The organism is Mesorhizobium huakuii (assembly GCF_014189455.1).
GTDB classification, from domain to species: domain Bacteria; phylum Pseudomonadota; class Alphaproteobacteria; order Rhizobiales; family Rhizobiaceae; genus Mesorhizobium; species Mesorhizobium huakuii_A.
In genome coordinates this window covers 3,999,314-4,025,592 of the sequence record NZ_CP050296.1, presented here as the reverse complement: position 1 = coordinate 4,025,592, position 26,279 = coordinate 3,999,314, and the positions used below count along the sequence as shown (strand labels likewise).

Annotated in this window: 21 protein-coding genes; 10 read left to right on the top strand and 11 right to left on the bottom strand. The window is 63.3% G+C overall.

Translation table 11 applies throughout. From position 1 onward, the window contains the following. Positions 1 to 193: 193 nt before the first annotated feature. Positions 194 to 613, top strand: a complete 420-nt coding sequence (locus HB778_RS19780; RefSeq protein ID WP_183456246.1) for a hypothetical protein — start codon at positions 194 to 196, stop codon at positions 611 to 613. A gap of 21 nt (positions 614 to 634) precedes the next feature. On the opposite strand, the gene HB778_RS19775 is transcribed toward HB778_RS19780, so the two are convergent. The 3 genes from HB778_RS19775 to HB778_RS19765 form a co-directional block, all read right to left on the bottom strand. Then, the gene (locus tag HB778_RS19775) at positions 635 to 1,543 is read right to left on the bottom strand and encodes an alpha/beta hydrolase (protein WP_183456244.1); all 909 of its coding nucleotides are present in this window, start codon (positions 1,541 to 1,543) and stop codon (positions 635 to 637) included. Positions 1,544 to 1,562: 19 nt separating this feature from the next. Further along, positions 1,563 to 3,500, bottom strand: a complete 1,938-nt coding sequence (gene fhuB, locus HB778_RS19770; RefSeq protein ID WP_244661519.1) for a Fe(3+)-hydroxamate ABC transporter permease FhuB — start codon at positions 3,498 to 3,500, stop codon at positions 1,563 to 1,565. A 102-nt stretch (positions 3,501 to 3,602) separates the two neighbouring features. Beyond that, positions 3,603 to 4,478, bottom strand: coding sequence for an ABC transporter substrate-binding protein (locus tag HB778_RS19765; protein ID WP_183456242.1), 876 nt, complete (start codon positions 4,476 to 4,478; stop codon positions 3,603 to 3,605). 459 nt (positions 4,479 to 4,937) lie between these two features. Here HB778_RS19765 and HB778_RS19760 point away from each other — a divergent pair, with 459 nt between their 5' ends. Then, a complete protein-coding gene (locus HB778_RS19760; protein ID WP_244661518.1) occupies positions 4,938 to 5,282 on the top strand; it encodes a hypothetical protein in 345 nt (114 codons plus the stop codon). Positions 5,283 to 5,334: 52 nt separating this feature from the next. On the opposite strand, the gene ggt is transcribed toward HB778_RS19760, so the two are convergent. The 3 genes from ggt to HB778_RS19745 form a co-directional block, all read right to left on the bottom strand. Then, positions 5,335 to 7,074 (bottom strand): gamma-glutamyltransferase, encoded by a 1,740-nt coding sequence (ggt, locus tag HB778_RS19755; RefSeq protein ID WP_183456240.1) that lies wholly within the window; start codon positions 7,072 to 7,074, stop codon positions 5,335 to 5,337. A gap of 193 nt (positions 7,075 to 7,267) precedes the next feature. Beyond that, positions 7,268 to 8,560, bottom strand: a complete 1,293-nt coding sequence (gene rhaI / locus HB778_RS19750) for an L-rhamnose catabolism isomerase (protein WP_183456238.1) — start codon at positions 8,558 to 8,560, stop codon at positions 7,268 to 7,270. A 95-nt stretch (positions 8,561 to 8,655) separates the two neighbouring features. Next, positions 8,656 to 10,758: a bifunctional rhamnulose-1-phosphate aldolase/short-chain dehydrogenase gene (locus tag HB778_RS19745; protein ID WP_183456236.1), complete on the bottom strand. Its 2,103-nt coding sequence runs from the start codon at positions 10,756 to 10,758 to the stop codon at positions 8,656 to 8,658. Between the two features lie 184 nt (positions 10,759 to 10,942). Between HB778_RS19745 and HB778_RS19740 the strand changes: the two genes are divergently transcribed. From HB778_RS19740 to HB778_RS19710, 7 genes are all read left to right on the top strand, one after another. After that, a complete protein-coding gene (locus HB778_RS19740; RefSeq protein WP_095198282.1) occupies positions 10,943 to 11,746 on the top strand; it encodes a DeoR/GlpR family DNA-binding transcription regulator in 804 nt (267 codons plus the stop codon). A gap of 55 nt (positions 11,747 to 11,801) precedes the next feature. Further along, positions 11,802 to 12,797: a rhamnose ABC transporter substrate-binding protein gene (rhaS, locus tag HB778_RS19735; protein ID WP_183456234.1), complete on the top strand. Its 996-nt coding sequence runs from the start codon at positions 11,802 to 11,804 to the stop codon at positions 12,795 to 12,797. A 135-nt stretch (positions 12,798 to 12,932) separates the two neighbouring features. Then, positions 12,933 to 14,471, top strand: a complete 1,539-nt coding sequence (locus HB778_RS19730; RefSeq protein WP_432421267.1) for a sugar ABC transporter ATP-binding protein — start codon at positions 12,933 to 12,935, stop codon at positions 14,469 to 14,471. Next, complete coding sequence (locus HB778_RS19725) at positions 14,468 to 15,445, top strand: ABC transporter permease (RefSeq protein ID WP_183456230.1); 978 nt, start codon at positions 14,468 to 14,470, stop codon at positions 15,443 to 15,445. The genes HB778_RS19730 and HB778_RS19725 overlap by 4 nt, the downstream gene beginning before the upstream one ends. Beyond that, positions 15,442 to 16,437: an ABC transporter permease gene (locus HB778_RS19720; protein WP_183456229.1), complete on the top strand. Its 996-nt coding sequence runs from the start codon at positions 15,442 to 15,444 to the stop codon at positions 16,435 to 16,437. Before HB778_RS19725 ends, HB778_RS19720 begins: the two co-directional genes overlap by 4 nt. Then, positions 16,437 to 16,754: an L-rhamnose mutarotase gene (rhaM, locus tag HB778_RS19715; protein ID WP_183456228.1), complete on the top strand. Its 318-nt coding sequence runs from the start codon at positions 16,437 to 16,439 to the stop codon at positions 16,752 to 16,754. Before HB778_RS19720 ends, rhaM begins: the two co-directional genes overlap by 1 nt. Beyond that, a complete protein-coding gene (locus HB778_RS19710; protein WP_183456227.1) occupies positions 16,751 to 18,142 on the top strand; it encodes an FGGY-family carbohydrate kinase in 1,392 nt (463 codons plus the stop codon). The genes rhaM and HB778_RS19710 overlap by 4 nt, the downstream gene beginning before the upstream one ends. A gap of 443 nt (positions 18,143 to 18,585) precedes the next feature. Here the strand turns inward: HB778_RS19710 and HB778_RS19705 are convergent, their stop codons facing one another. From HB778_RS19705 to galE, 3 genes are all read right to left on the bottom strand, one after another. Further along, positions 18,586 to 20,412, bottom strand: coding sequence for an alanine racemase (locus HB778_RS19705; RefSeq protein WP_183456226.1), 1,827 nt, complete (start codon positions 20,410 to 20,412; stop codon positions 18,586 to 18,588). A gap of 2 nt (positions 20,413 to 20,414) precedes the next feature. Next, positions 20,415 to 21,665 (bottom strand): D-amino acid dehydrogenase, encoded by a 1,251-nt coding sequence (locus HB778_RS19700; RefSeq protein ID WP_183456225.1) that lies wholly within the window; start codon positions 21,663 to 21,665, stop codon positions 20,415 to 20,417. 101 nt (positions 21,666 to 21,766) lie between these two features. Then, positions 21,767 to 22,762 (bottom strand): UDP-glucose 4-epimerase GalE, encoded by a 996-nt coding sequence (galE, locus tag HB778_RS19695; protein ID WP_183456224.1) that lies wholly within the window; start codon positions 22,760 to 22,762, stop codon positions 21,767 to 21,769. 280 nt (positions 22,763 to 23,042) lie between these two features. Between galE and hemA the strand changes: the two genes are divergently transcribed. Continuing rightward, a complete protein-coding gene (hemA, locus tag HB778_RS19690; protein ID WP_183456223.1) occupies positions 23,043 to 24,320 on the top strand; it encodes a 5-aminolevulinate synthase in 1,278 nt (425 codons plus the stop codon). Positions 24,321 to 24,466: 146 nt separating this feature from the next. Here hemA and HB778_RS19685 read toward each other — a convergent pair whose 3' ends face one another. Further along, positions 24,467 to 25,633, bottom strand: a complete 1,167-nt coding sequence (locus tag HB778_RS19685) for a pyridoxal phosphate-dependent aminotransferase (RefSeq protein WP_183456222.1) — start codon at positions 25,631 to 25,633, stop codon at positions 24,467 to 24,469. 204 nt (positions 25,634 to 25,837) lie between these two features. Continuing rightward, positions 25,838 to 26,257 (bottom strand): large conductance mechanosensitive channel protein MscL, encoded by a 420-nt coding sequence (gene mscL / locus HB778_RS19680; RefSeq protein WP_095198503.1) that lies wholly within the window; start codon positions 26,255 to 26,257, stop codon positions 25,838 to 25,840. Between the last annotated feature and the right edge of the window lie 22 nt (positions 26,258 to 26,279).

Sequence of the window (26,279 nt, the reverse complement as noted above, 5' to 3'; positions counted from 1 at the left end):
GCAACTCGGCCACCTTATGGACTGCCTCAGCAAGCCGCTTGCGCAGGGCGACGATTGGCGGGATGTTACTGGACGGGCAACCGGGGCCAAACCGGCAGGCCGAGATCGATATGGCTGCTGGAAAATGTCGCGAGCTTGCTTCGCCTTTCTTACCTTTGTTGTCTTGCTGACGCCGGTAGAGGCAAGCGAGCGCATGTCTCATCTGCTTGACCGCTCCAACCTGCCGATCGCCTATTTTCGCGAACCAGATCTTGTGACCGCATACGCGACTGCAATGGCGCGCTTCCGTCTGCAGCTCACAGGGCGTCCCGGCGAAACCAATCTTGCGGTCTCTCTCGAACCATCGCTTTTGCGGGCGGAATTCCGTGCGCGGACATGGCGCTCGGCGGACGGCAGCTTGTTGCAAGGCTTCGTCGGCAAGGGCGGCTTCCGATTGACTATCGGTAACTGCCTGGCGCGTATCTGCGCTGCCAGCGAATGCAGCGATGCCGGTTGGCCGGTTTACGCCTGCAGCGACGGACGCAAGCGCAAGATGTCCGTCACGGATTTTGTGACGGCAAGCTTCGATGGCGTCCCCTATCGTCGATTGAGCGCCTCCCCTTCACAGGAATGACGGCGCGCGGTGCCTACCGTCTTACCGAGGCAGGTGTTCAAGGGCGGTATTCCTTTCCTTCACCGCGAACGCCGCCTGCATGGCGCGGTTGACCGTCACCGGCAGGATCGACATGTGGTTTTCGCCGGCATGCAGCTCGAAGCTCGCGCGGATCCCAGGCAGGGCGTCGAGGCGCTCGGCCATCGCCCGCGCGAATTCGTCGGTGCATGTCAGCTTCTTCTGCTGCAGGCGTTTTTCCTCATCCTCCGCGCCGATCTGAAATGGTGCCAGCTTCTCGGTCTCGTACTCGCCGGCCGACAGGATCACATCCGCCGTCAGGTCTGCGGGAACAGCCGCCTCGAAAGCCTCGAGGAAGCGATCGATGGCGCGGTCTTCCCAATAGATGGCGGGGCTGGCGGCGATGAAGGTCCGGAACGCGCGCGGGCGGGTGAACAAGGCGTAGAGCGCGAACAGGCCACCGAAGGAATGGCCGTAAAGCGCCTGGCGCTTCTCATCGATCCTGGTCCGGCTGGCGACCCATGGCTTCAACTCCTCCTCGATGAAGGCCAGAAAATCCCCTGCCCCGCCGGTCCTGACTTCCGGCGTGCCCTCATAGAAGGGCGGATAGGTCTTGCCCGGCGGCGGGCCGAGGTCCCAGGAGCGGCGCAGCGGGTCATAGGCGCCCGCGACGGGATAGCCGACGGCGACGATGACGCCCCAGCCGACATTGGTGCCCAGGGGATAGAAGGCCTGTGCGCGCATGGCATCGACCGCCGTACCGATGACGGCGTTTCCGTCGGTCATGTAGAGCACCGGCCAGCCGGCCTCGGGCGCCGGCCCGAGCGGCACATGGATGAAGATCCGCCAGGGGTCGCCGCCTGCTCTGGGGACAAGATCGTGGACAGTGGTGTCGGCGATCAGGGCGGGTGACGCCTTTGGCGAGACGGTCATGGCGATCTCCGGGGACAAATCAGCGGCGGCGCAAGAGCCACATCAGCAGCGGGCCACCGAGCAGCGTGGCGACGAGGCCGGCCGGGATCTGGCGCGGAAAGATGGCGGTGCGGCCGATCCAGTCGGCGCAGACCATGATCAGCGCGCCGGCAAGCACCGCGCCCATGGTTTGCGGCAGCGCGCGCGACAGGCCGAGACGGCGGGCAAGGTGCGGCGCCATCAGGCCGATGAAGGTCAGCGGCCCGACGACCAGCGTCGACGCGGCGGTGAGGGCTGCAACCATCAGAAGCACCAGAAGCCGCGTTGCCCTGAGGTTGACGCCAAGACTTTGCACTGCGGCCGATCCGAGCGGAAGCATGTCCAGCCAACGCATGAAGAGCGGCGCTGCCAGGAACAGGCAAAAGGCGATCGTCAAGGTCAAAAGCGCCGAGTTCGCGTCGACGCCATAGGTCGAGCCGGTGAGCCAGTTGAGCAGAAGCATGGCGCGAGGGTCACCGGTGGCGGTGAGCACCAGGATCAGCGCGTCGAACAGGGCGGTCAGGGCGACGCCGGCAAGCAGCAGCCGCTCCGGCGCATAGGCGGCGCGACGGCCGATCGCCAGCGTCACCAGCAAAGCGATGAAGGCGCCGATGGTGGCGGCCACGGTCTGGACGGCACGGCCGGCATCGGACAGCGAAAACAACGCCACCATCATGCCGAGCGCGGCACCGGCGCTGATGCCGAGCACTTCGGGGCTGGCCATCGGATTGCCGGTCAGCCGCTGCATCATCAGCCCGGCCAACGCCAGCATGGCGCCGGCCGACAGCGCAGCGGAGACCGGGGGCAGCCGCCAGGACAACAAGGGTTGCAACTGGTCGCCAAACGCGAATGCCCAGCCATGCGGCCCCGGCGCATAAAGCAGGGCCAGCCCGAGCAGCAGAAGCAGCAAGCCGCCGATCGCCACCAGCACGAGGGCGGAGTGGCGAGCGCGCGGCAGGCGCTCCGAACCGAGCGCCGGCGTCTCCAGCCCGAGCGCCAGGCGCGGCAGCAGCCAGAGCAGCAGCGGCGCACCGAGAAGCGCTGTCATCGCGCCGGTCGGCAGCAGGTCGCCTTGCGGGCCGGTTGCGATCTGCACACCCTGATCGGCGGCCCACAGCAAAGCGCCGCCGATGAACGGGGCCATCACCAGCTGCTGGCTAAGCCGCCGGGCGCCGCCGATGCGGGCAAGGGCCGCGGCGGCAAGGCCGACGAAACCGATGACACCGACGGCGGCGACGACGAAGGCGATCAGCGCGACCGCCGCCGCCAGTCCGGCGAAACGATAGGCGCCAAGCGGGACGCCCAGGCTGCGCGCGCCTTCATCGTCGAGGCCAAGCAAGGTCAACGGCCGCACCATCAGCCCGATCAGCAGCGCGGCACCGCCCAGGCGCGGCAGGAGCCACAGCGTCGTCGACCAGTCCTGCTGGCCGAGCGAACCGGCGCCCCAGATGAACAGGCTGGCCAACCATTCATGCCGCAGCACCACCAGGGCCGCTCCAATGGCGCCAGCATAGAGGCTGACGACCAGCCCGGCGAGCACCACCGAAAGCGGCGACAGGCCCTTGTGCCAGGACAGCGCGAAGACCGCGGCAACAGCCGTGAAGGCGCCGGCAAGCGCCACCCATTGGCGGCCGTAGGCAAGCAGGGACGGCGCAAGAAGCGTCGCCAGCGCCAGCGCCAGATGGGCGCCGGCCGAGACGCCGACGGTTTCGGGCGAGGCGAGCGGGTTGCGCAGGACCTGTTGCAGCACCGTTCCAGCAAGACCGAGGGACGCGCCGCAGAGAAGGCTGACGGCGAGCCTGGGCAGGAAGGCATAGTGGACGAGCACCTGCCGCATGTCGTCGATATCGGGGCTTGCGAGCGCATCGAGCCAGAGCGCTGGTGGCAATTGCACGACGAGGTTGGAGAGGGTCGCTGCGGCTGCAGCGCTAAGAAGCACGACGCAAAGCAGGATCGCGCCTACGGGATATCTGTCTGATAGTCGAGCCGTCGACCACGACCGGAGACGAGGCTGGCGTCGCCGGACAAGATTGCTTGCTGCTCAGCCATCGGCGTGCTCCGCCGTCAGCGCCGCGGCCAGCAGCCGGGCAAAGCGGCTCGCCGAAGGCAGCGCGCCGAACATCAGCGCTGGGGCAAGGCGCATGATCGAGCGGTTGCGCACGAAAGGCATGGCGTTCCAGACCGGGCTTTCGGTCAGCGTGCCGCCCACCCCTTCCGGCAGGGGCTCGAGATAGGCAAGGCGCGCGTCACTTGACGTCGCCAGGCCGTCGATGCCGACGGTGGCAAATCCCCAGTAATTTGTCTCGCCAGTCCAGGCGTTGCGGATGCCGATGCGATCGAACACCGCCTGAAACAGGCTTTTCTCGCCATAGACGCGCACATTGCGCGGATCGAGAAAGCTGACGGCGTAGATCGGCCGCGCCGAAAGCAGCTCCAGCCTCTGCCTGACATCAGCGAAACAGGCTTCCGTCGCCGCGATCAGCGCTTCTCCTTCGCTTTCCTTGCCGACCAGTGCCGCGAGTTGCCGGGTCGCCTCGATGGCGCGTCGATAGGGCTGGCCGTCCGGCGTGTAGATGCCGATCGTCGTCACCGGCGCGACGCGTTCGAGCAGCGGCTTGATGCCGTCGAGATAGGGAGTGGAAAGGATGATGTCGGGGCGAAGCTGCTGCAGGAATTCGAGATTGGGCTCCAGGATCGTGCCGATATCTGCAACTTCAGGCGGCAGTGGCGGCTCGACCACCCACTTCTCCCAGACTTCATGGTCGGCGACGGCTATTGGTGTAACGCCGAGCATCAGCAAGGTCTCCGCTAGCCCGTCATCCACGCAAACGATGCGCAATGGCTTCGCCGCGGCCGCCCGTGGCATGAAAGCGGCCAAGGGCAACGCGAACAGCGCCAAAGCGCCGCGCCGGGTCATGCAGCCGCGCGCGGGTTTGGCTGTCCCTCCGGGCCGGGCTTTCTGGTCTGTTTCCAATGTGGCGTGCCTGTCAGCGGACGACGGCCTCGAGCGGCCCATGTCGGTTGACTATAAAACATGATTTTCATAGTCAACATTGAAGATGCAGCCGGGCATCAACAATCTGGCTGTCGCATGCCTGGATGCTGCGACTCCCCGCCGCAGCCGCGTGGCGCATGACGACGCCGAATTGATCGGCGGCATCATCTTTTCCCCGCGAACGGGGCTTATATCGAAAGGAGATCACGGCGTGCCATCCGAGCGCGGGCGCGTGTTGCATTCGAGCCAGGTGCCCCGAAAAAGCGGTGACAAGCGCCGCCGGAACGTGCTGAAGATGACGGCCAACACGGAGAGGGGCGTGCGATCGGGTTGCACTCGGCAAGTGTTGATGGTTTGTTGCCGGTCAGCGGAGAATGAGTGATGCGAGAATCGATCGGTCAAGACGAATACGGGTCGGCGAACCCCTTCGATCCGGACGACCTGCCGAATCTGAATGCGATCGGGCCAGCCATGGGTGGCGGCAACGATTTCGAGAAGTATGCGGTTGCCGTGATCATCGTGTTCGGCGCCCTGATCATTGGCGGACTGATGGCCGCGTCAATGACCTTCGGCCATCGCAACGGGTTCCTCTTCGCGCTCGGCGGCGCCACGTCGGCCTGGATCTCCGGAAACGCGCTTCTGCTCGACCGGCCGCGTATCTACGCGCTGTTCGTCGGCATCGCCGCCCTGATGCTGATCGCATCGACCATCACGCTGGTTACCTGACGGCCCCGGCCCGGCCGTGAGCCGGCGCGCGCCAAGAATTCACCCGGGTAAATCAATATCCGAGCGCCTCGCCCGAGGCTGCCCGGCTGTCGATGGCGCCATTGTAGCGCGCGCCGCCGCCCTTCTCGATTTCCGCCAGGCTCTTGCCGCCGACCAAGATGCCGGCCGCCTGCCCCCAGGTCTGCCCGCCGAGATCAAGGTGGTAACCCATGCCGGCCAGCAGTCTTTCGGTGTCCGGCGACAGGCCGAACGGCTCGACATAGACCGTATCGGGCAGCCATTGATGATGGATGCGCGGCGCGTCGATCGCTTCCTGGATGTTCATGCCGTGGTCGATGACGTTGACGATCGCTTCCAGCGTGATGGTGATGATTCGCGAGCCGCCCGGGCTCCCGATGACCATGAACGGCTTGCCGTCCTTGGCGACGATGGTCGGGCTCATCGATGACAGCGGCGTCTTCTTCGGCTGGATGGCATTGGCCTCGCCCTGGACCAGACCATACAGGTTGGGCACGCCCGGTTTTTGGGTGAAATCGTCCATTTCGTTGTTGAGCAGGATGCCGGTGCCGTCGGCGACGACGCCGGCACCGAAGGAGCCGTTCAGCGTATAGGTGACCGCGACCGCGTTGCCGTCCTTGTCGATTATCGAATAGTGCGTGGTCTCTTTCGACTCGCCAAAACCCTTCGGCATCAGATCCTGCGAGACGCCCGCGCGGAACGGATCGATCTTGTCGCGGATGTCCTTGGCGTAGGCCTTGTCGAGCAGCTTCGAGACCGGATTGTCGATGAAATCGGGATCGCCGAGCGCGGAATTGCGGTCGACATAGGCATGGCGCATGGCCTCGACCATGACATGCACCGTCTCGGCCGAGCCGGCGCCAAGATAGGACAGCGGATAGCCTTCAAGCACGTTGAGGATTTCGCAGATGATGACACCGCCTGAGCTCGGCGGCGGTGAGGAGGTGATCTCGTAACCGCGATAGGAGCAGGTCACGGGCTTGAGTTCGCGGACCGCATATTGCTCGAAATCCTGTTTGGCCAGGATGCCGCCCTTGGCGCCGCTCGCCTTGACGATCTCATCCGCGATGGCGCCTTTGTAGAAGGCATCGGGGCCTTTCTCGGAAATCGCCGTGAGCGACGCGGCCAGATCAGGCTGGGTGAGCCGATCGCCGATCCCATAGGGCTTGCCATCGGATTTCAGGAAGGCGGCAGCCGCCGCCGGGTCCTTCGCCAACCGGTCAGCGCTGCCGGCGAATGAGGCGGCATCGCCCTGATTGAGGACGAAGCCATCCCTGGCGTAGGCGATTGCCGGCGCCATCAGATCCTGTCTTGAAAGCGTACCATATTTCTCGCGCGCCATTTCCAAACCGGCGACCGAGCCCGGCACGCCGACGGCGAGATAGCCATCCAAGCTGGCGCCTTTCACTGGCTTGCCATCCTTGTCGAGATACATCGTCTTGGTGGCCGCCAGCGGCGCGCGCTCGCGAAAGTCGAGAAAAGTCGATTTGCCATCGGCGAAACGGATGGTCATGAAGCCGCCGCCGCCGATATTGCCGGCATTGGGGTAGACGACGGCCAGCGCATAACCGACGGCGACCGCCGCATCGACGGCATTGCCGCCCTTCTTCAGCACCTCGACGCCGACTTCCGAGGCCAGATGCTGGGCCGTCACCACCATGCCATGCTCGCCCTTGGCCGGCGCCGGCGAAGCGGCGAAGACGCTGGTCAAAGGCACGAGCGCGAAGGTGATGGAAAGACTGGCGGCGATCAGTGTCCGACGGGTGAGATGCATGGCGGGTTCTCCGGGCGGGGGACGCCTAGAAGACCGTGTTGGAGTGATCGAGTCCACTAACAATTGGAGGAGCGGGAGAAAGAGCCCCCCCCTCACCCGGATTGCGAAGGGCAATTCGGGGCGACGCCAGCCTCTTCTCCCCAACGGGGAGAAGGTGGCCGCGAAGCGGCCGGATGAGGAGGCTGGCTCGGCGTTAGACAATTCCGCCCGAACCGCCGGCAACCGCCGGGCGTTCGGCCGCAACCTTGGCGCGGTAGCCCGCTGCGCGGTAGGCGGCGACCGGATCGATGGCGCCGCCGGTCTTCAGCCGGGCCATGGCGAGAATCGGCTCGACATCAGTGCGGTAGGCAGCCTTCAGCGTCTGCGTCGCCATGAGCGCATCATTGCCGTCCTGAAACCCTTCGAGCGCCCTGCGGTCGACCAGCAGCGCCTGTGCATAGGCGCGCTGCACCTCGACCGCCGACAACATCAGGCTTTCGATCGGGTCGGTGACGTTGTGGCTCTGGTCGAGCATGTGGGCGGGATCGAAACCTTCGGCGCCGGACAGTTCGGCATCGACCAGTTCGTTGAAGACCAGGAACAGCCGGTAGGGATCGATCGAACCGGCGTCGAGATCATCGTCGCCATATTTCGAATCGTTGAAGTGGAAGCCGCCGAGTTTCTTGAACTGGATCAGCCGCGACACGATCATCTCGATGTTGACGTTGGGCGCATGGTGGCCGAGGTCGACCAGGCAAAAGGCCTTGTCGCCCAATTCCTTTGATATGAGGTAGTTGGTGCCCCAGTCCTGCACGACGGTGGAGTAGAAGGCCGGCTCGTACATCTTGTGTTCGGTGAACAGCTTCCAGTCTGCGGGCAGCCCTGCATAAACCTCTTTCATGGCGTCGAGATAGCGCTCGAACGCCTTGGCGAAATTGACCTGGCCGGGAAAATTCGAGCCGTCGCCGATCCACACCGTCAGCGCCTTGGAGCCGAGCGTCTTGCCGATCTCGATGCATTCGAGATTGTGCTCGACCGCCTGCCGGCGGGTGCCGGCATCGGCGTGCGACAGCGAGCCGAATTTGTAGGAGAGCGTGTGGTCCTTCGCGTCGGAAAAGGTGTTGGAGTTCATGGCATCGAAGCCGAGGCCGAAGCGCGAGGCGGCCTGTTTCAGCCGATTCGGATCGGCCTTGTCCCATGGAATGTGCAAGGAAACGGTCGGCGTCGCCTGCGTCAACTGGCTGATGACGGCGCAATCCTCGATCTTGTCAAAGATGTCGCGCGGTTCGCCGGCGCCGGGAAAGCGGGCAAAGCGGGTGCCGCCTGTGCCGACGCCCCAGGAGGGGATGGCAACGGCGAATTTTTCGACCTTGTCGCGGATGGCGTCGATGGCGATGCCGCGACGGTCGAGGCGCTCGCCGAGCGAGGCGTAGTCGCGCTCGAGGTCGGGCTTACGCGCGGTGTTGTGGCTGGCGACGAGGTCGGCCGAGATGATGGTTTCGGACAAACTGCTATTCCTCCCAAATGCGTTCCATGAGCGCTGCCCCTCATCCGGCCCTTCGGGCCACCTTCTCCCCGTGAAACGGGGAGAAGGAAGAAGGCCTAGCGCGTAAAGCTTTGCGCGTTGCCGGCGTCGACGTTGATGATGTTGCCGGTCGACTTGGCCGACATGTCGGAGGCGAAGAAATAGATCGCTTCGGCGATGTCCTCCGGAAACACCGAGCGTTTCAGCATCGAGCGCGACCGGTAGTGCTCTTCGAGGTCGTCGGTGGACATCTTGTAGGCGGCGGCGCGCTGTTCCTTCCATTCGCCGGTCCAGATCTTCGAGCCGCGCAGCACCGCGTCCGGGTTGACGACATTGACCCTGATCTGCGCTTCCGCGCCTTCCAGTGCCAGGCAGCGCGCGAGATGGATTTCGGCGGCCTTGGCGGTGCAATAGGCGGCGGCGTTGGGTGATGCGGCAAGACCGTTCTTGGAGGCGACGAAGACGACATTGCCACCGATTTTTTGAACCCTGAACAGCCGGAACGCTTCCCGCGAGACCAGGAAATAGCCCGTGGACAGGATGTCCATGTTCTTGTTCCACAGCGCCAGCGTCGTCTCCTCGATTGGCGCCGAGGAGGCGAGACCTGCGTTGGAGACCAGAATGTCGATGCCACCGAACTCGACCGCCGTCTCGGCAAAGCCGGCAACAACCTGGTCTTCCGAGGTGACGTTGATGACCACGGGGCGGACAAAATCCTTGCCATAGGCCTTGGCCAGTTCCTCATTGGCGCTGGCAAGTGCAGCCTCATCGATATCGGCCAGCACCACGCAGGCGCCTTCGCGCAGCAAGCGATTGGCGGTCGCGCGGCCGATGCCGCCGGCGCCACCGGTGACCAGCGCGATCTGGCCGGCGAGCGACTTCGGCTTCGGCATGCGCTGCAATTTGAGATCCTCGAGCAGCCAGTATTCGATGTCGAAGGCTTCCTGGGCCGGCAGGCCGACATAGGACGAGACGGTCGAGGCGCCGCGCATGACGTTGATGGCGTTGACGTAGAATTCGCCGGAGATGCGCGCCGTCGCCTTGTCGCCGGCGAAGGTGAACATGCCGACGCCGGGCATCAGATAGACCACGGCGTTGGGGTCCCGAATGGCGGGCGAGTCCGGATGTTTGCAGCTGTCGTAATAGGCCTGGTAGCCGACGCGGTATTCGGCGATGTCGTCGGCGAGGCGCGCGATCACCGCCTCGACATCAGGCTTTGCCGGATCGAACTCGATGACCAGCGGGCGGATCTTGGTGCGCAGGAAATGGTCCGGGCATGAGGTGCCGAGTGCCGCCAGCGGGCGCAGATCCCTAGAGTTGACGAATTCGAGCACGGCGGCGGAATCGTCGAAATGGCCGAGCTTGTGGCTCTTTTCCGAGATCAAGCCGCGGATTTTCGGCATCAGTTTCGCCGCGATGGCGCGGCGTTCAGTGGCATCGAGCGACTTGACCACTTCGCCGCTGAAAATGGCAAGGCCCTCGGAGCGGCGCTCGAACCACTCGATCGCCTGGTTGATCACCGAGATTGTCGTCTCATAGCATTCCTTGGGCGTGTCGCCCCAGGTGAACAGGCCGTGGCTTTCGAGGATGACCCCCTTGGCGGTGGGGTGTTCGAGGCAGAATTTCTCCAGCCACAGGCCAAGTTCGAAGCCGGGGCGTTTCCATGGCAGCCAGCCGATGGCATCGCCGAAGATTTCCTTGGTCAGTGCCCTGGAATCCTTCGCCGCGGCAATCGCGATGATGGCATCGGGATGCATGTGGTCGACGAAAGGCTTCGGCACATAGGCGTGCAGCGGCGTGTCGATCGACGCCGCGCGCGGATTGAGGTTGAAGGTGCAGTGGGGCAGATATCCCACCATCTCGTCCTCATGCTCGACGCCGCGATAAAGGCCCTTCAGCGCCCGCAATTTGTCCATGTAGAGCGTGGCGAAGCCGTCGAGCTTGATCGAGGCGCTGTCGCCGCCGGAGCCCTTGACCCACAGCACTTCGACGGTCTCGCCGCTCAGCGGATCCTTCTGCCAGATTTTGGAGGAGGTGTTGCCGCCGCCATAGTTGGTGACGCGCTTGTCGGAACCGAGCGTGTTCGAGCGATAGACCAGAAGCTCGGGATCGCTCATCCCCTGGGCTTTCGCATCATCCCACAGATTGGCAAGGCGCGAGCCGGAGCGCTTGTCGAGCATAGGTATCCTCCCTGGGACGCAAAAAACCGCAGTCCATTTTGCCGGGAATGTCTACGCAAGCCGGCCGCTTGTCAATCACAAACGATCAACATCAATCATATTGCACTGCACAATGAAATTATATGATCGGAAATGATTGACACTGCTCGTTTTGAGTGCCTAGATGGCCAGGCAGGGAGGAACCATGCACGAAAAAGAGCGCCACAGGATCATTCTGTCCGCCGTCCAGGAAAAACCTGTGGTGACGGTGCAGGAAATGGTCGACCTGACGGAGTCGTCCGAGGCGACGATCCGGCGCGACATCGCGGCTCTTCATGTGCAAAAGCGCCTGCGCCGGGTGCGCGGTGGCGCCGAGGCGATCGCGCCGCCGCAGTTCATCGGCCTGGCCGGCCGGCCGTTTTCCGTCAACGAAACGATCAACGCTTCGCAGAAGCGGGCGATTGCGCGAGAAGCGGTCGAATTGTGCGGGGATGGCGAACCGATCATCATCAATGGCGGCACCACCACCTTCCAGATGGTGCATTTCCTGACCGGCCGCCGCATGCCGATCTTCACCAATTCATTCCCGATCGCCGAGCATCTGCTCAAGCACTCCAAGAACACGGTGATGCTGTCGGGCGGCACCATCTATCGCGAGCAGAACATCATCCTGTCGCCCTTCGACAATGATGTGACGCGCAATTTTTATGCGCGCCGCATGTTCATGGGCGCTCAAGGGCTGGGGCCGCTCGGCCTGATGGAAGGCGACCCGCTGCTGATCCAGGCCGAGCAGAAATTGATCGACCAGGCCGACGAGCTGGTGGTGCTGGTCGACTCCTCGAAATTCCGCAAGCGCTCCAGCCTGATCCTGTGCGGCCTGTCGCGCATCGCCACCGTCATCACCGATGACGGCATCGAGGATCGCGAAGCCAAGATGTTGGAGACCGCGGGCGTAACGCTGATCGTCGCCCGCAAGACGGCAAAGGAAGAATCTTCACTGCAGGCCTGAGACACCCTCACGCCCGCAGCGGTGATGGAATGCAACGCTCAAGGGAGGATATTCGATGAGCTTCTTGAAGAAATTGATGGTTACGGCGGCCTTTTCAGCCGCCATGTTCGTGAATGCCGCCTATGCGGAAAACGTCAAGATCGCGCTGGTGGTGAAGTCGCTCGGCAACGGCTTCTTCGACGCCGCCAACAAGGGCGCCGAAGAGGCGGCCAAGGAACTCGGCGATGTTGATATCATCTACACCGGCCCGACCAAGGCGACCGCCGAAGCGCAGATCGAAGTGGTCAACTCGCTGATCGCCCAGAAGGTCAACGCCATCGCGATTTCGGCCAATGACGCCGACGCACTTGTGCCAGTGCTGAAGAAGGCCATGGAGCGCGGCATCACCGTCATCTCCTGGGATTCGGGCGTCGCCAAGGAAGGCCGTCAGCTTCACCTCAACCCGTCCGACACCGGCCTAATCGGCGAGACCATCATCAAGCTCGCCGCCGACTACCTGCCGGAGGGCGGCGACGTCGCCATCCTGTCGGCCTCCTCGACCGCGACCAACCAGAACGCCTGGATCGACGCGGCCAAGAAAATCCTGCCGGAGAAGTTTCCGAAGATCAAACTCGTCGCCACCGTCTATGGCGACGACGACTCGGCCAAGAGCACCGACGAAGCCAAGGGCCTGCTGAAGTCGTACCCGAACCTCAAGGCGATCATCGCGCCGACCACCGTCGGCGTCGTTGCCGCCGCCCAGGTCGTCACCGACGAGAACCTGATCGGCAAGGTCAACGTCACGGGTCTCGCGCTGCCGTCCGAGTTCAAAAAGTTCATCGACAACGGTGCTTCACAGGCCGTGGCTCTCTGGAACCCGATCGACCTCGGCTACTCCGCCGTCTACCTCGCCCATGATCTGGCGGTGAAGAAGGAAGAGGCCAAGCCCGGTGCGACGCTGTCGATCGGCCGCGTCGGCAAGGTCACGCTCGACGACTCGAACTCGGCTGCGATGGCTCCGCCCTTCCAGTTCGACAAGACCAACATCGAGAAGTTCTCCAAGATCTATTGATCTGGAGCACTTGCACCCTCCCCCTTGTGGGGAGGGGTCGGCGAGGCGGTCTTGCGAAGCAAAACCGGCGAGACGGGGCGGGGGTGGCGACATCTCCACGCACCAGGACCTTGATATGCTAGACAACCCCCCACCCTGCTCACGTTGTTCGCGACCCTCCCCACAAGGGGGAGGGGTGAAGCGGCGCCACGCCTGACACTGTCCGGCATCTCAAAGAGCTTTCCCGGCGTGCGGGCGCTGCACGATGTCAGCCTGTCGCTCTATCCCGGCCAGGTAACAGCACTGATCGGCGAGAACGGCGCCGGCAAGTCGACGCTGGTCAAGATCATGACCGGTATCTACCAGCCAGATGCCGGCACGATCAGCATCGACGGCCAGGCCGTCACCCTGCCAAGCGCGCACGCCGCCTTCGGCCATGGCGTCACCGCCATCCATCAGGAAACCGTGCTGTTCGACGATCTTTCGGTCGCCGAAAACATCTTTCTCGGCCATGCGCCCCGCTCGCGCTTCGGCACCATCGACTGGCGTATGATGCGCAAAAATGCGCGCGAAGTGCTCGACACCATGCATGCCGGCCATATCGACGCCGATGCGCGGCTGAAGGACCTCGGCATCGCCAACAAGCATCTGGTCGCGGTTGCCCGCGCCATGTCGATCGACGCGCAGATCGTCATCATGGACGAGCCGACGGCGGCGCTGTCGATGAAGGAGATCGAGGAGCTTTTCCTGCTCATCGAATTCCTCAAGAGCGAGGGCAAGGCGATCCTGTTCATCAGCCACAAGTTCGACGAGATTTATCGGATCGCCGACCGCTACACCGTATTCCGCGATGGCGAGATGGTCGGCGAAGGGCTGATCAGGGATGCCGGCCAGAGCCAGATCGTGCGCATGATGGTTGGCCGCGCGGTCGACCACATCTTTCCGCAGCGCAAGGCCGAGATCGGCGCGCCGGTGCTGTCCGTCGCCGGCCTGTCGCACCCGACCGAGTTCAGGGATATCGGCTTCGAGCTGCACAAGGGCGAAATCCTCGGCTTCTATGGTCTCGTCGGCGCAGGACGCAGCGAGGTGATGCAGGCGATATCAGGCATCACCCGCACATCGGGTGGTACGATCACGCTGGACGGCAAGGTGATCGCGCCCAAATCGGCGGCGGATTCGATCGAAGCCGGCATCGTCTATGTGCCGGAAGAGCGCGGCAAGCAGGGCGTGGTGATCGGCCTGCCGATATTCCAGAACGTCTCGCTGCCGTCACTCAAGCGCACATCCAAGTCAGGCCTGCTGCGGCTGGCGGAAGAGTTTTCGCTTGCCCGCTCCTACACCGAGCGGCTTGATCTGAGGGCCTCGTCGCTCAGCCAGGATGTCGGCACGTTGTCGGGCGGCAACCAGCAGAAGATCGTCATCGCCAAATGGCTGGCGACCGCGCCCAAGGTGATCATCCTGGACGAACCGACCAAGGGCATCGATATCGGCTCCAAGGCGGCTGTGCACGGCTTCATGGCCGAGCTCGTGGCGCAGGGACTGTCGGTGATCATGGTGTCATCGGAATTGCCCGAAATTCTCGGCATGTCCGACCGCGTCGTCGTCATGCGCGAGGGCCTTGTCGCGGCGGTTTATGACAACAAGGGACTGGACGCCGAGACGCTGGTCCGGACGGCAGCGGGGATCGCGGCATGATGGCTTTCCTGAAATACCGCGAGGTCTGGCTGGCTGCGGCGATCATCGTGCTGATCGGGCTGATCTCGACCCGTTTCCCGGCCTTCGCCGATCCCGCCAATCTGCGCCAGGTGTTCAACGACACCTCGATCCTGATGATCCTGGCGCTTGGCCAGATGGTGATCATCCTGACGCGCTCGATCGACCTCTCGATGGCCTCGAACCTGTGCTTCACCGGCATGGTGGTGGCGATGCTGAACGCAGCACACCCGGCGATCCCGATCCCGCTGCTGATCATTATCGCACTGGTAGTCGGGCTGGTACTGGGCGCCATCAACGGCCTGCTGGTCTGGCGGCTGAACATCCCCTCGATCGTGGTGACGTTGGGCACGCTCACCATCTATCGCGGCGCCACTTTCGTCCTGTCCGGCGGCGCCTGGGTCAACGCCGACAAGATGAGCCCTGAGTTCATCGGCTTCCAGCGCGCGGCTTTCCTCGGCATTCCGGTGCTGTCCTTGATCGCCATCCTGGTCATCGCGCTGTTCTTCATCCTGATGACGCGCACCGCACTCGGACGCTCGATCTATGCCATCGGCGTCAACCCGACGGCATCGGTCTATGCCGGCATCGATGTCGGCCGCACGAAATTCATCGTCTTCTGCATCTCCGGCATGATCGGCGGGCTTGCCGGCTACCTCTGGATCTCGCGCTATGTGATTGCCTCGGTCGAGGTCGCCAATGGCTATGAGCTCAACATCATCGCCGCCTGCGTCATCGGCGGCATCTCGATCGCCGGCGGCATCGGCTCGGTCGGCGGCGCGGTGCTTGGCGCGCTGTTCCTCGGCATCATCTCCAATGCGCTGCCGGTCATCAACATCTCGCCCTTCTGGCAGATGGCGATTTCGGGCAGCGCCATCATTCTCGCCGTCGTGCTCAACGCGCGCGGCGAACGCCAGCAAGGCCGCATCATCCTGCGAAAAGTGGAGGCGGCATGACCGACGTCCCTGCCCCGCGCCATATTCCCGACCGGCTCGACAAGCCGCTCTCTTCAGCGATCTTTTCCTGGGAAGCGCTGCTGGTCGTGGTGGCCGTCGCCATCTTCGCCATCAACAGCTTCGCCTCGCCCTATTTCCTCGACCCCTATTCGCTGTCGGACCTGACCTTCAACTTCACCGAGAAGGGCCTGATCGCCTTCGCCATGGCGCTGCTGATCATTTCGGGCGAGATCGACCTGTCGGTCGCCGCCATCATCGCGCTCGCCTCGACCATGATGGGCATGGCGGTGCAGGCGGGTGCAGGCACGCCGGTGCTGGTGCTGATCGGCATTGTCGTCGGGCTTGGCTGCGGTGCTTTCAACGGGTTGCTGGTGACAAGGCTCGGCCTTCCCTCCATCGTCGTCACCATCGGCACGATGAGCCTGTTCCGCGGCATCGCCTTCATCATCCTCGGCGACCAGGCTTACAAGGGCTATCCCGAAAGCTTCGCCTTCTTTGGCCAGGGCTACGTCTGGTGGGTGGTGTCGTTCGAACTGGTGCTCTTCCTCATCGCGGCTGTTGCCTACTGGTTCCTCCTGCACCGCACGAGCTTCGGCCGCCGCGTCTTTGCCATCGGCAACAACCCGGTCGCGGCACAGTTTTCGGGCGTGCGCGTCGGCCGCATCAAATTCATCCTGTTCTGCCTGACCGGGCTGATGTCGGGCATAGCCTCGGTGCTCATCACCTCGCGCCTCGGCTCGACAAGGCCGTCGATCGCGCAGGGCTATGAGCTCGAAGTCATCACAATGGTGGTGCTCGGCGGCGTCAGCATCCTGGGCGGCGCCGGCAGCATAGTCGGCGTCGTGCTGGCCGCCTTCATCATGGGGCTGGTGACCTTTGGCCTTGGCCTGCTCAACGTGCCCGGCATCGTCATGTCGATATTCATCGGCCTGCTGCTGATCATCGTCATCGCGCTGCCGATCGTCTGGCGGCGGCTGCGCGGGGGTCGCTGATGCCGGAAAAGTACGCGTTCAAGATGAAGCTCAAACCGGGCATGAAGGCCGAATACAAGAAGCGCCATGACGAGATCTGGCCATCGCTGGTCGCGCTCTTGAAGCAAGCCGGCGTGTCCGATTACTCGATCCATCTGGATGAAGAGACCAACATATTGTTCGGCGTGCTGTGGCGTCGGGACGACCACGGCATGGCCGAATTGCCCGGGCATCCGGTGATGCAACGCTGGTGGGGCCATATGGCCGACATCATGGAGACCAGGCCGGACGACGAGCCGGTGGCCGTGCCGCTGGAAACAATGTTCCATATGGCATGAGTGCTCCGCGCCACATCGCCGTCATCGATATCGGCAAGACCAACGCCAAGGTGGCGCTGGTCGATCTCGCCACATTGAGCGAGGTGGCGCTGCGCCGAATGGCTAATGCACCGCTGCGGCAGGCGCCCTACCCGCATCACGATGTCGAGGCGCTGTGGACGTTCATCCTCGACAGCCTGGCCAGTCTCAACCGCGAACAGCATATCGACGCCATTTCGATCACCACCCACGGCGCGACAGGCGCGCTGGTCGATGCTGCGGGTGAACTCATTTTGCCTGTCCTCGACTATGAGTTCGACGGCCCCGACAGGCTGGCTGCGGAGTATGACGCGATCCGCCCACTCTTCACTGAAACCGGCACGCCGCGGCTGCCACTCGGCCTCAATCTTGGCGCGCAATTCTTCTGGCAACAGAAAAACTTCCCGGCCGAGTTCGCGCGTGCGGCCGCGATTCTGATGTACCCGCAATATTGGGCTTTGCGTCTGACCGGCGTCACCGCCAATGAGGTGACTTCGCTTGGTTGCCACACCGATCTGTGGAACCCGTGGACCGCGGATTTTTCATCATTGGTCGACGGCCTGAAATGGCGCCGGCTGATGGCGCCGGTGCGGCTGGCCAGGGATCGTCTCGGGCCAATCCTGCCCGTGCTTGCCGCGCGCACCGGCCTTGATCCGCAAACCCCAGTGTTCTGCGGCCTGCACGATTCCAACGCCTCGCTGCTGCCGCATCTCCTGTCAGACGCGCCACCCTTCTCGGTCGTCTCGACCGGCACCTGGGTGGTGTCGATGGCCGTGGGAGGCAGGCCGGTCAAACTCGATCCGGCACGCGATACGCTGGTCAATGTCAATGCGCTGGGCGATCCCGTCCCCTCGGCCCGCTTCATGGGTGGCCGCGAATTTTCCGTGCTGACGGAAGGCCAGCCGAAGAACTGGACCGAAGACGGTATCGGTGCCGTGCTGGGGCGAAAGACTTTGCTGCTGCCTTCGACCCAGCAAGGGTCAGGGCCGTTCCCACACCAGGCCGCAACATGGCTCAATGCCGATGGCATCAGCAACGGCCAGCGTTTTGCCGCCGTCTCGTTCTATCTGGCGCTGATGACGGCGACCTGCCTCGACCTGATCGGCGCCGCTGGCCCGACCACGGTCGAAGGACCCTTTGCCCGCAACCGGCTGTTTGTCGGCATGCTAGCGGCAGCGACTGCACGTGGCGTCATCGCATCAGAGGCCGCAACCGGGACCAGCATCGGCGCGGCGCTTTTGGCATCCGAAGAGACGCCGGTGCACGGCAAGGGCGAGAGGATACAACCGCAGACAGACCCGATCTGGGCGGCCTATGTCAGCGCGTGGCGCGCGGCGGTCGAAGCGCGGGATGCGAATATCAGAGCATGACCAATGATAAAAAGTACGAAGAATATAAAATTCCAATATTACTGACGGAAAGATAATTCCGGATCGGAAAATTAAATTTCCGGGATACCAACCACGTTAAATAAATAAAAAACACCACAGTCGCGTATAGAACTAGCGGAATAATTAAAAAATCAAATTGAGAATCGCTAGAGTTCGAAAATAAATTTATACCATACTTAACAGACAAATACGACTCACATTCCGATCCGCCGTCGCCATAAGTTATTCCCATCCCGACATAATTACCGCAATTATTAGCTTTATCTACAATGCAAGCAAAAATTCCTACTAAAAACGCCGTTGCCGCGAACAAGATGGAATGAAATCTATCGACGTTCCAATCTAGCGTCATCCAGGCACCCAACTGACGTCAAAATTTGTGAATTGAGGTTACGTTCCGCTCCGATCGCAAGTCAATATAGCTAGATAATCCGCTTGCCGAAGGCCGACATGACGAAGCTGACGGCATCGGTGGCGATCCTCGGCTCCAGATCGGCGGTCAGCCCCGAAACATCCATCGACAGCAGACCGCCGGAGAGTGCGATCGCCTCCATTGCATGATGCGTTTCGCGCACGGTCAGCCCGCCGGAGCCAGCCGCCCAGCCAGCGAATTCGGTCGCTGTCAGCGAATAGCTGACATGGAAACCTTGCGTGCCCGAGGTGGCGATGCGGATCGCCTCATGCATCAGGTCGCGCATGCCCATGGCGTCGATATCGGTCATGGTGAAGGCCGAGACACGCGAATCCTTCAGCACCCGCGCCTCGGCCGGATCGGCATGGCGCAGGCCGACGATGACGACATTTTCCGGCGACAGCTGCGGCTGCAGCGCGCCGGCCTTATGGTCGAGACCAAGGGTACGCGCCAGCACCGACGCTTCCGGCAGGTCTATGCCCTCTTCGTCTTCCGGCATCAGGGCGGCGATGGAATCGATCCAGATCAGGCCGAACGAATGCGTCGCACGCGCCGTTGCGGTCAGCGCCTTGTGCGCAACGCGGCGGTCGGCGCCGGCCGCGAGCCGGATCAAGCCCGAGGGCGGCCGCTCGATGTCGGCAAGTTCGACGACGTCGAAATTCATCGCCTCCAGCCGCGCGCCGGTTCCCTCGCGAGCGAGGATGCCGGCGGCTTCCTGTTCCGCGGAGATCGACACCATCTTGCGGCCGGAAAAGTCGGCGACGTCATGCATCGGCGCCTTCTCGACATATTCCGAGGTCATCGCCAGCAGCATGGCGCCGTAGCTCATGCGGAAGGCGACGCGGTCGCCGACAGTGGGCCGCGGATCGGCGTCCTGCACATCGAGCAGCAGATGGTCGCTGGAGGCGCCGAGCACTCGTATCCCTTTTGCGATGGGCGTCAGGCCTTCGACCAGCACATCCTCGCGGCCGATGTTGGCGATGGCACGCAGCCGGTCGCCCTCGTCGGGGAAGACGGGCTGGTTGCCGAAAGCGTCGTAGCCGGACTCGCCGATCGGCCGCGACGGCTTGAGCTTGACCTCGATGATGTCGCTGGTCAGGCGGCAGGCATCGGGTTCGAGTTGCGGCCACGGCACATCGCGGAAGGTCTCGACGCCGCCTTGCAGGATCGCCTCGCCGACCCTGAGATTGTTGATGCCGGCCGGGAGCTTGCCTTCGAGCAGCAGCGTGAGAGATGACGAGGCGCCGCCGGAGATCCAGTCGAGGCTTTTGCCGGACAGGCGCTCGGTCTTGTAGGCGTGGGCGACGAGCTGGCCGAGATTCTCCGGCGTCGGCATTATGGCGCCGAAGCAGCCGAGATTGGTGCCGATGCCGGCGATGCGCACGCCCTTGAACTCAAGGATCCGCTCAACAGTGGGGATCAGGTCGCTCGGCCAGATGCCTTCGCGGAGATCGCCAAGGTCGATCATCAGCATGATGTCGTGCACGCGGCCCATGCGCTCGGCGATGCGCGAGATCTCGCGGATGGTGGCGAGTTCCGATTGCAGGCTGATATCGACGGTGCGCACCACCTCCTCGATGCGCGCCATGGGCGGGCTGCGCAGCAGCATGATCGGGGCGTTGATGCCGCTGTCGCGCAACCGGCGGATGTTTTCGAAACGCGATTCGGCAATACCGGCAACGCCACCGCGCAGCATGGCACGCGCCACTTGCGGCATGCCGCAGGTGCCCTTAGTGACGCCGAACACCTTGATGCCAGACAAAGCGCAGCGGTCGACGATGGTGCGGGCGTTGCGCTCGATACGGCCAAGGTCGATGGCGACTTGCGGTCCCGACATTCTTATCCCCTGTAGACCAATCCTTGTGGGTCGATCTCAGGCTTTCGCCCGGCAACGAGGTCGGCAAGGAACTTTCCCGAGCCGCAGGCCATGGTCCAGCCGACATGACCATGGCCGGTGTCGAGATAGAGGTTTTTGTATCGCGCCTGGCCGATGACCGGCACGGAGTTCGGCATCATCGGCCTGAGCCCCGCCCAGAGTACGGCTTTCTTCTCGTCGAAGGCGCCGGGGAACAGGTCCTTTCCAGTCTTGAACATGGTGGCGAAATCGCTGGGCTTGTGGGTGCGGTCGAAGCCGGTAAATTCGGCGGTCGAAGCCAGCCGCAACCGATTGCCAAGGCGCGAATAGGCCATCAACTGGTCCTCGTCGGCACCGCCCATGGTCGGGCCCTTGCTCTCGTCCTCCAGCGGAATGGTCGCCGTATAACCCTTCACCGGGTAGACCGGCAGGTCGATGCCATAGCGGCGGCCGAGCAGGCCACTCTCCGGCCCCATCGAGATGACCACGGCGTCGCCTGCAATCGGACCAGCCGAGGTCATCACCGCGCGCACGCGGTCGCCGTCGATATCGAGGCCTTCGACCGTGGTGCCGAACAGGAATTTGACGCCAAGCTTTTCGCTGATATAGGCGGCGAGATTGTCGACGAACATTCTGGAATCGCCGGTCTGGTCGATCGGCGAATAGACGCCGCCGGCAATCTTTTCCTTCACCCCGGCCAAACCGGGTTCCAGCTCGACCAGCCGGTCGCGGCCGACAATCTCGATCGGCAGGCCATGCTCGGCCAGATAGCGGTAATTGTCGGTGCCGGTGTCGAGGCTGTGCTGCGAGCGGAAGAAATAGAGGATACCTTTCTTGCGCTCGTCGTAGTGGATGCCGGTGCCGGCCGAGATGGCGTTGATGCAGTCGCGCGAATAGAGCGCCAGGCGCAGCTTGACCTCACTGTTGGCGCGCAGGCGGGCCACCGTGCACTGGCGCAGGAAGCGCAGGCTCCAGGCAAGGAAATAGGGATCGAAGCGCAGCCTGACCTTGATGCCGAGATCATGGTTGTAGAGCGCGCGCAGGAACGTCTTCAGCGCCGCCGGAGAGGCCCAGGCGGTAGCGTCACCTGGCGAGACCAGCCCGGCATTGGACTGGCTGGTGCCGCGCGCCGGCGCTGGATGCCGCTCGATCACGGTGACCTCGTGACCGTCGGCGGCCAGGTAATAGGCGGCCGCCGTACCGACGACGCCGGCTCCGAGCACCACTATCTTCATGCGATCCCCCAAAGCTCTTCGCGGCACGGCGCCTCCACGCTGTGTCGCGACTGCTTCCATAGCGCGTCACCGCGTGGCTTGCGAGCCCTGGGGGACCTGGCTCAGCCGCGCGCGGAGTTCTTGCTGGTCAGGATGCGCTCCCAGGCGAGCGCATCGGCAACGATCTGGTCGAGGTCGTCGCGTTGCGGCGCCCAGCCTAGCTCGGCCCGGGCAAGGTCCGAATTGGCGACAACAGCGGCGGCGTCGCCGGGGCGCCGGTCGCCCATCTTCACCTCGAAATCGCGGCCAAAGGCACGCCGAACGCTCTCAATGACCTCGAGCACCGAATAGCCGTGGCTGTAGCCGCAATTGGCGACGAGGCTCGTGCCCCCTGCGCGCAGCCGCTGCAAGGCCAGGCGATGCGCCGCGGCCAGATCGCTGACATGGATATAGTCACGCATGCAGGTGCCGTCCGGCGTCGGATAGTCGGTGCCGAACACCTGCATGAACGGCCGTTTGCCGAGCGCGGTCTCGCAGGCGACCTTGATCAGATGGGTGGCGCCCGGCGTCGACTGGCCGGTGCGGCCCTTCGGGTCGGCGCCGGCGACGTTGAAATAGCGCAGCGCCGTGTAGCGGATATCGTGCGCGAGGCCGGCATCGCGCAACATCCACTCGCTCATCAGCTTGGACAGGCCATAGGGCGATTCCGGCGCCAGGCGGGCATCCTCGCGCACCGGCTCCAGCCCGGCGCCGCCATAGACGGCGGCGGTGGAGGAAAAGATGAAATTGGGCACGCCCTCGCGCACCGCGGTTTCGATCAGCGTGCGGGTCTTCGAGGTGTTGTTCTCGTAATAGGCGAGCGGGTCGGCGACCGATTCCGGCACCACGATCGAACCGGCGAAATGGATGATCGCATCGACATGATTGTCCCTGATGATCGAACCGACCAATTCCTTGTCGGCGACATCGCCGACCACCAGCTTTGCCTCCGGCGCGACCGCCCATTCGAAGCCAGTGGAAAGACGGTCGAGCACGACCACGCTTTCGCCGGCATCCAGCAATTCCCAGACCATGTGGCTGCCGATATAGCCGGCACCGCCTGTCACCAAAACCGTCATCCGCATCCTCGCATCTCAAGATTTATCGGAAACTGTCTCAAACACCGCCTTACTGGAAAGCCTGCGACATGGCCATTAGAACCCTCGGTAACCGGCGTTCACCAAATGTGGCATCGTGCTGAAACAAACGTGATCCACAGAGCGTATCGTGGAGTGGGAATAGGCCACGATCCGCCATCGTTAGGGAACAGGTGCGGGGCGTGGCATTTTGACCAAAACGGCCCGGTGGACGACCAATAGGCCAATGATTATGATCCCGGCGCAAAATTGGGAAGCCGACATGAACTACCAGCGGTTCTTCGAAGAAGCGATCGACCAGCTCCACGCGGAGCGTCGCTATCGTGTCTTCGCCGACCTTGAGCGTATCGCGGGCAAGTTTCCGCGCGCCATATGGCGTTCCAACGGCCGCGCCGAGGAAATCACCGTCTGGTGCTCCAACGACTATCTCGGCATGGGCCAGCACCCCGACGTCATCGCCGCGTTCCAGGATGCGGCCGGCAAGATGGGTTCGGGCGCCGGCGGCACCCGCAACATTTCCGGCACCTCCAACCCGCTGGTCGAGCTTGAGCACGAGCTTGCCGACCTGCACGGCAAGGACGCGGCACTGGTCTTCACCTCCGGCTTCGTCTCCAACGAAGCGTCGATCTCTACCATTGCGCGGCTTTTGCCCAATTGCCTGATCATCTCGGACGAGCTGAACCACGCTTCGATGATCGAAGGCGTGCGGCGCTCCGGCGCCGAGAAGAAGATCCTCCGCCACAATGACGTCGCGCATCTGGAAAGCCTGTTGCAGGCGGCGGGGCGCGAGCGCGCCAAGCTGATCGTCTTCGAAAGCGTCTATTCGATGGACGGCGACATCGCACCGATCAGAGAGATCGTCGAACTCGCCGAGCGCTACAACGCCATGACCTATATTGACGAGGTCCATGCCGTCGGCATGTACGGGCCGCGCGGCGGCGGCATCACCGAGCGCGAGGGCCTGGCCGACCGCATCGACATCATCGAAGGCACGCTGGCAAAGGCGTTCGGCACGCTGGGCGGCTACATCACCGGCACCAGTGCGGTGATCGACGCGGTGCGCTCCTATGCACCGGGCTTCATCTTCACCACGGCGCTGCCGCCGGCGATCGCGGCCGCGGCGACGACGTCGATCCGCCATCTCAAGCGCTCGCAGGCCGAGCGCGACGCCCAGCAACAGCAAGCGAGCCGAACCAAGCAGATCCTTTCGGCGGCCGGCCTGCCGGTGATGGAGTCTCCGACCCATATCGTGCCGGTGCTGGTTGGTGATCCGGAACTCTGCAAGATGGCCAGCGACCGCCTGCTTGGCGTGCACGGCATCTACATCCAGCCGATCAACTACCCGACCGTGCCGCGCGGCACCGAGCGGCTGCGCATCACGCCGACGCCGTTCCATTCCGACGCGCTGATCGCGGGACTGCAGGACGCGCTGGTCGAGACCTGGGATGCGCTCGGCATTCCCTACGGCTCCGCCGGCCGGCCCGCCGTGGCCAAGAGCGATCGGATCGTTCCGCTGCTGGTGCCCAAGTCCGGCGGCTAAAGCCGTTTGAAACTCTACTCCGGCCGCCATCTGACACGGTTTTCTGCGCTTCCGGTGCTCACGGACCCAAATGTCCGCTGCACTCCGGTTCTCGAAAACCGCGCCAGCTGACTCACCGGAGCAGCTTTCAAACCGGCTTCAGAGCATCAGACGGTCTTCATCCACTTCGCCAGCCGGTGCGCGGCTTCCTCGACCTGGTCGAGGCGGCGGTGGAAGCATAGCCGCAGGAAGGCTTCGCCGCCGGGCCCGAAGGCGGTGCCGGGCGCCAGGCCGACATTGGCCTTGTCGACGATGTCGAACGCTGCCGTGCGGGAATCGGTGATGCCGTCGACGGTGAAGAACAGATAGAACGCGCCCTGCGGCACGGTAAACCGGGCGCGGCCGGTGGCGCCGAGAATGCCGCAGACCAGGTCGCGCGCTTTCCTTGCCCGCTCCACCTGTTCGACGACGAAACCATCGCCCGCGTCGAGCGCGGCGACCGCGCCACGTTGCATGAACTGGGCAACGCCCGAGTTTGAATACTGGATCAGGTTCTCGAACACCTGCTGCAGGCTCGGATGCGTCTTGATCCAGCCGACGCGCCAGCCGGTCATCGCCCAGTTCTTGGAAAAGGAGTTGACGAACAGGATGCGGTCTTCCGCCGCGGCGATGTCGAGGAAGGACGGCGCGCGGCCGTGGCCGTAGTGGAACAGCGAATAGATCTCGTCGGCGATGATCCAGAGGTTCTTGGCGCGAGCAAGATCGAGGATCGCCTGCAAGGTCTCGTGATCGGCGGTCCAGCCGGTCGGGTTCGACGGCGTGTTGATGAACAGCGCCTTGGTGCGCGGGGTGATTGCCGCGGCGATCTTCTCGACGTCGCAGGACCAGCCATTGCCGGAATGATCGAGCGTGACCGCGACCGGAACAGCTCCCGACAGTGCCGCCGCAGCGTCGAAATTCGGCCAGGCCGGCGACAGATAGATCGCCTCGTCACCGGCGCCGGCGAGAGCCGTCAGCGCCAGCTGGATGGCATGCATGCCGGACCCGGTGACGATGAATTGCTCCTCCGGAAACGTCTTGCCGAAATGCCTGGTGTAGTAGCGGGCCAGCGCTTGCCTGAGGTCAGGGATGCCCCTCTGCCAGGTGTAGAATGTCTCGCCGCCGGCCAGCGCCTTCGACGCGGCATCGGTGATGAAGGCGGGCGTCGGCAGATCGCCCTCGCCGGCCCAGAGCGGGATCAGACCCTCGCGCAGGCGGCCGTAGTTGACCACGGCGACAATGCCGCTTTCCGGCGCGGCGCGGGCTTCGGCGCGAAAGCTGTCGATCAGGCTCATGACAAATCCGTTTTCCTTAGAGCAGTTCACCGTTTCACGGAAACGGCAGACCGCTCTAACTCTTTGTTTTAACGCAATTCCGGACGGAAAACCGTTTCACACTTTTCCTGGAATTGCTCTAGGCTTGCCGCTCTTTACCAGATACGAAAACAGAAAACCCCGGCCGTGAGCGACCGGGGTTTTGGTCCAGCAAGGCCGGCTGAATTATCGCTTCGCGAGCAGATCGCGGATTTCGGTGAGCAGTGCGACATCGGCGGGGGGCGGTGCGGCCGGGGCAGCAGGCTTCTCGCGCTCGAGCCGCCGGCGCAGATTGTTCACCCCTTTGACCATCAGGAAAATGACAAAGGCTATGATCAGGAAGTTCAGCGCCACGGTGATGAAGCTGCCGTAGGCAAAGACCGCGCCTTGCTTGCGCGCATCTTCAAGGTTGGTGGCAGTTACATTGTGCGACAGGCCAATGAAGTAGTTGTTGAAATCGACCCCTCCGAGCGCGCCAATGAAAGGCATGATGACATCGTCGACCAGCGAAGTGACGATCTTGCCGAACGCAGCGCCGATGATGACGCCGACGGCCAAGTCCATCACATTGCCCTTGGAAACGAATTCCTGGAATTCTTTCAGCATTCGACCCTCCTTGTCATGACCG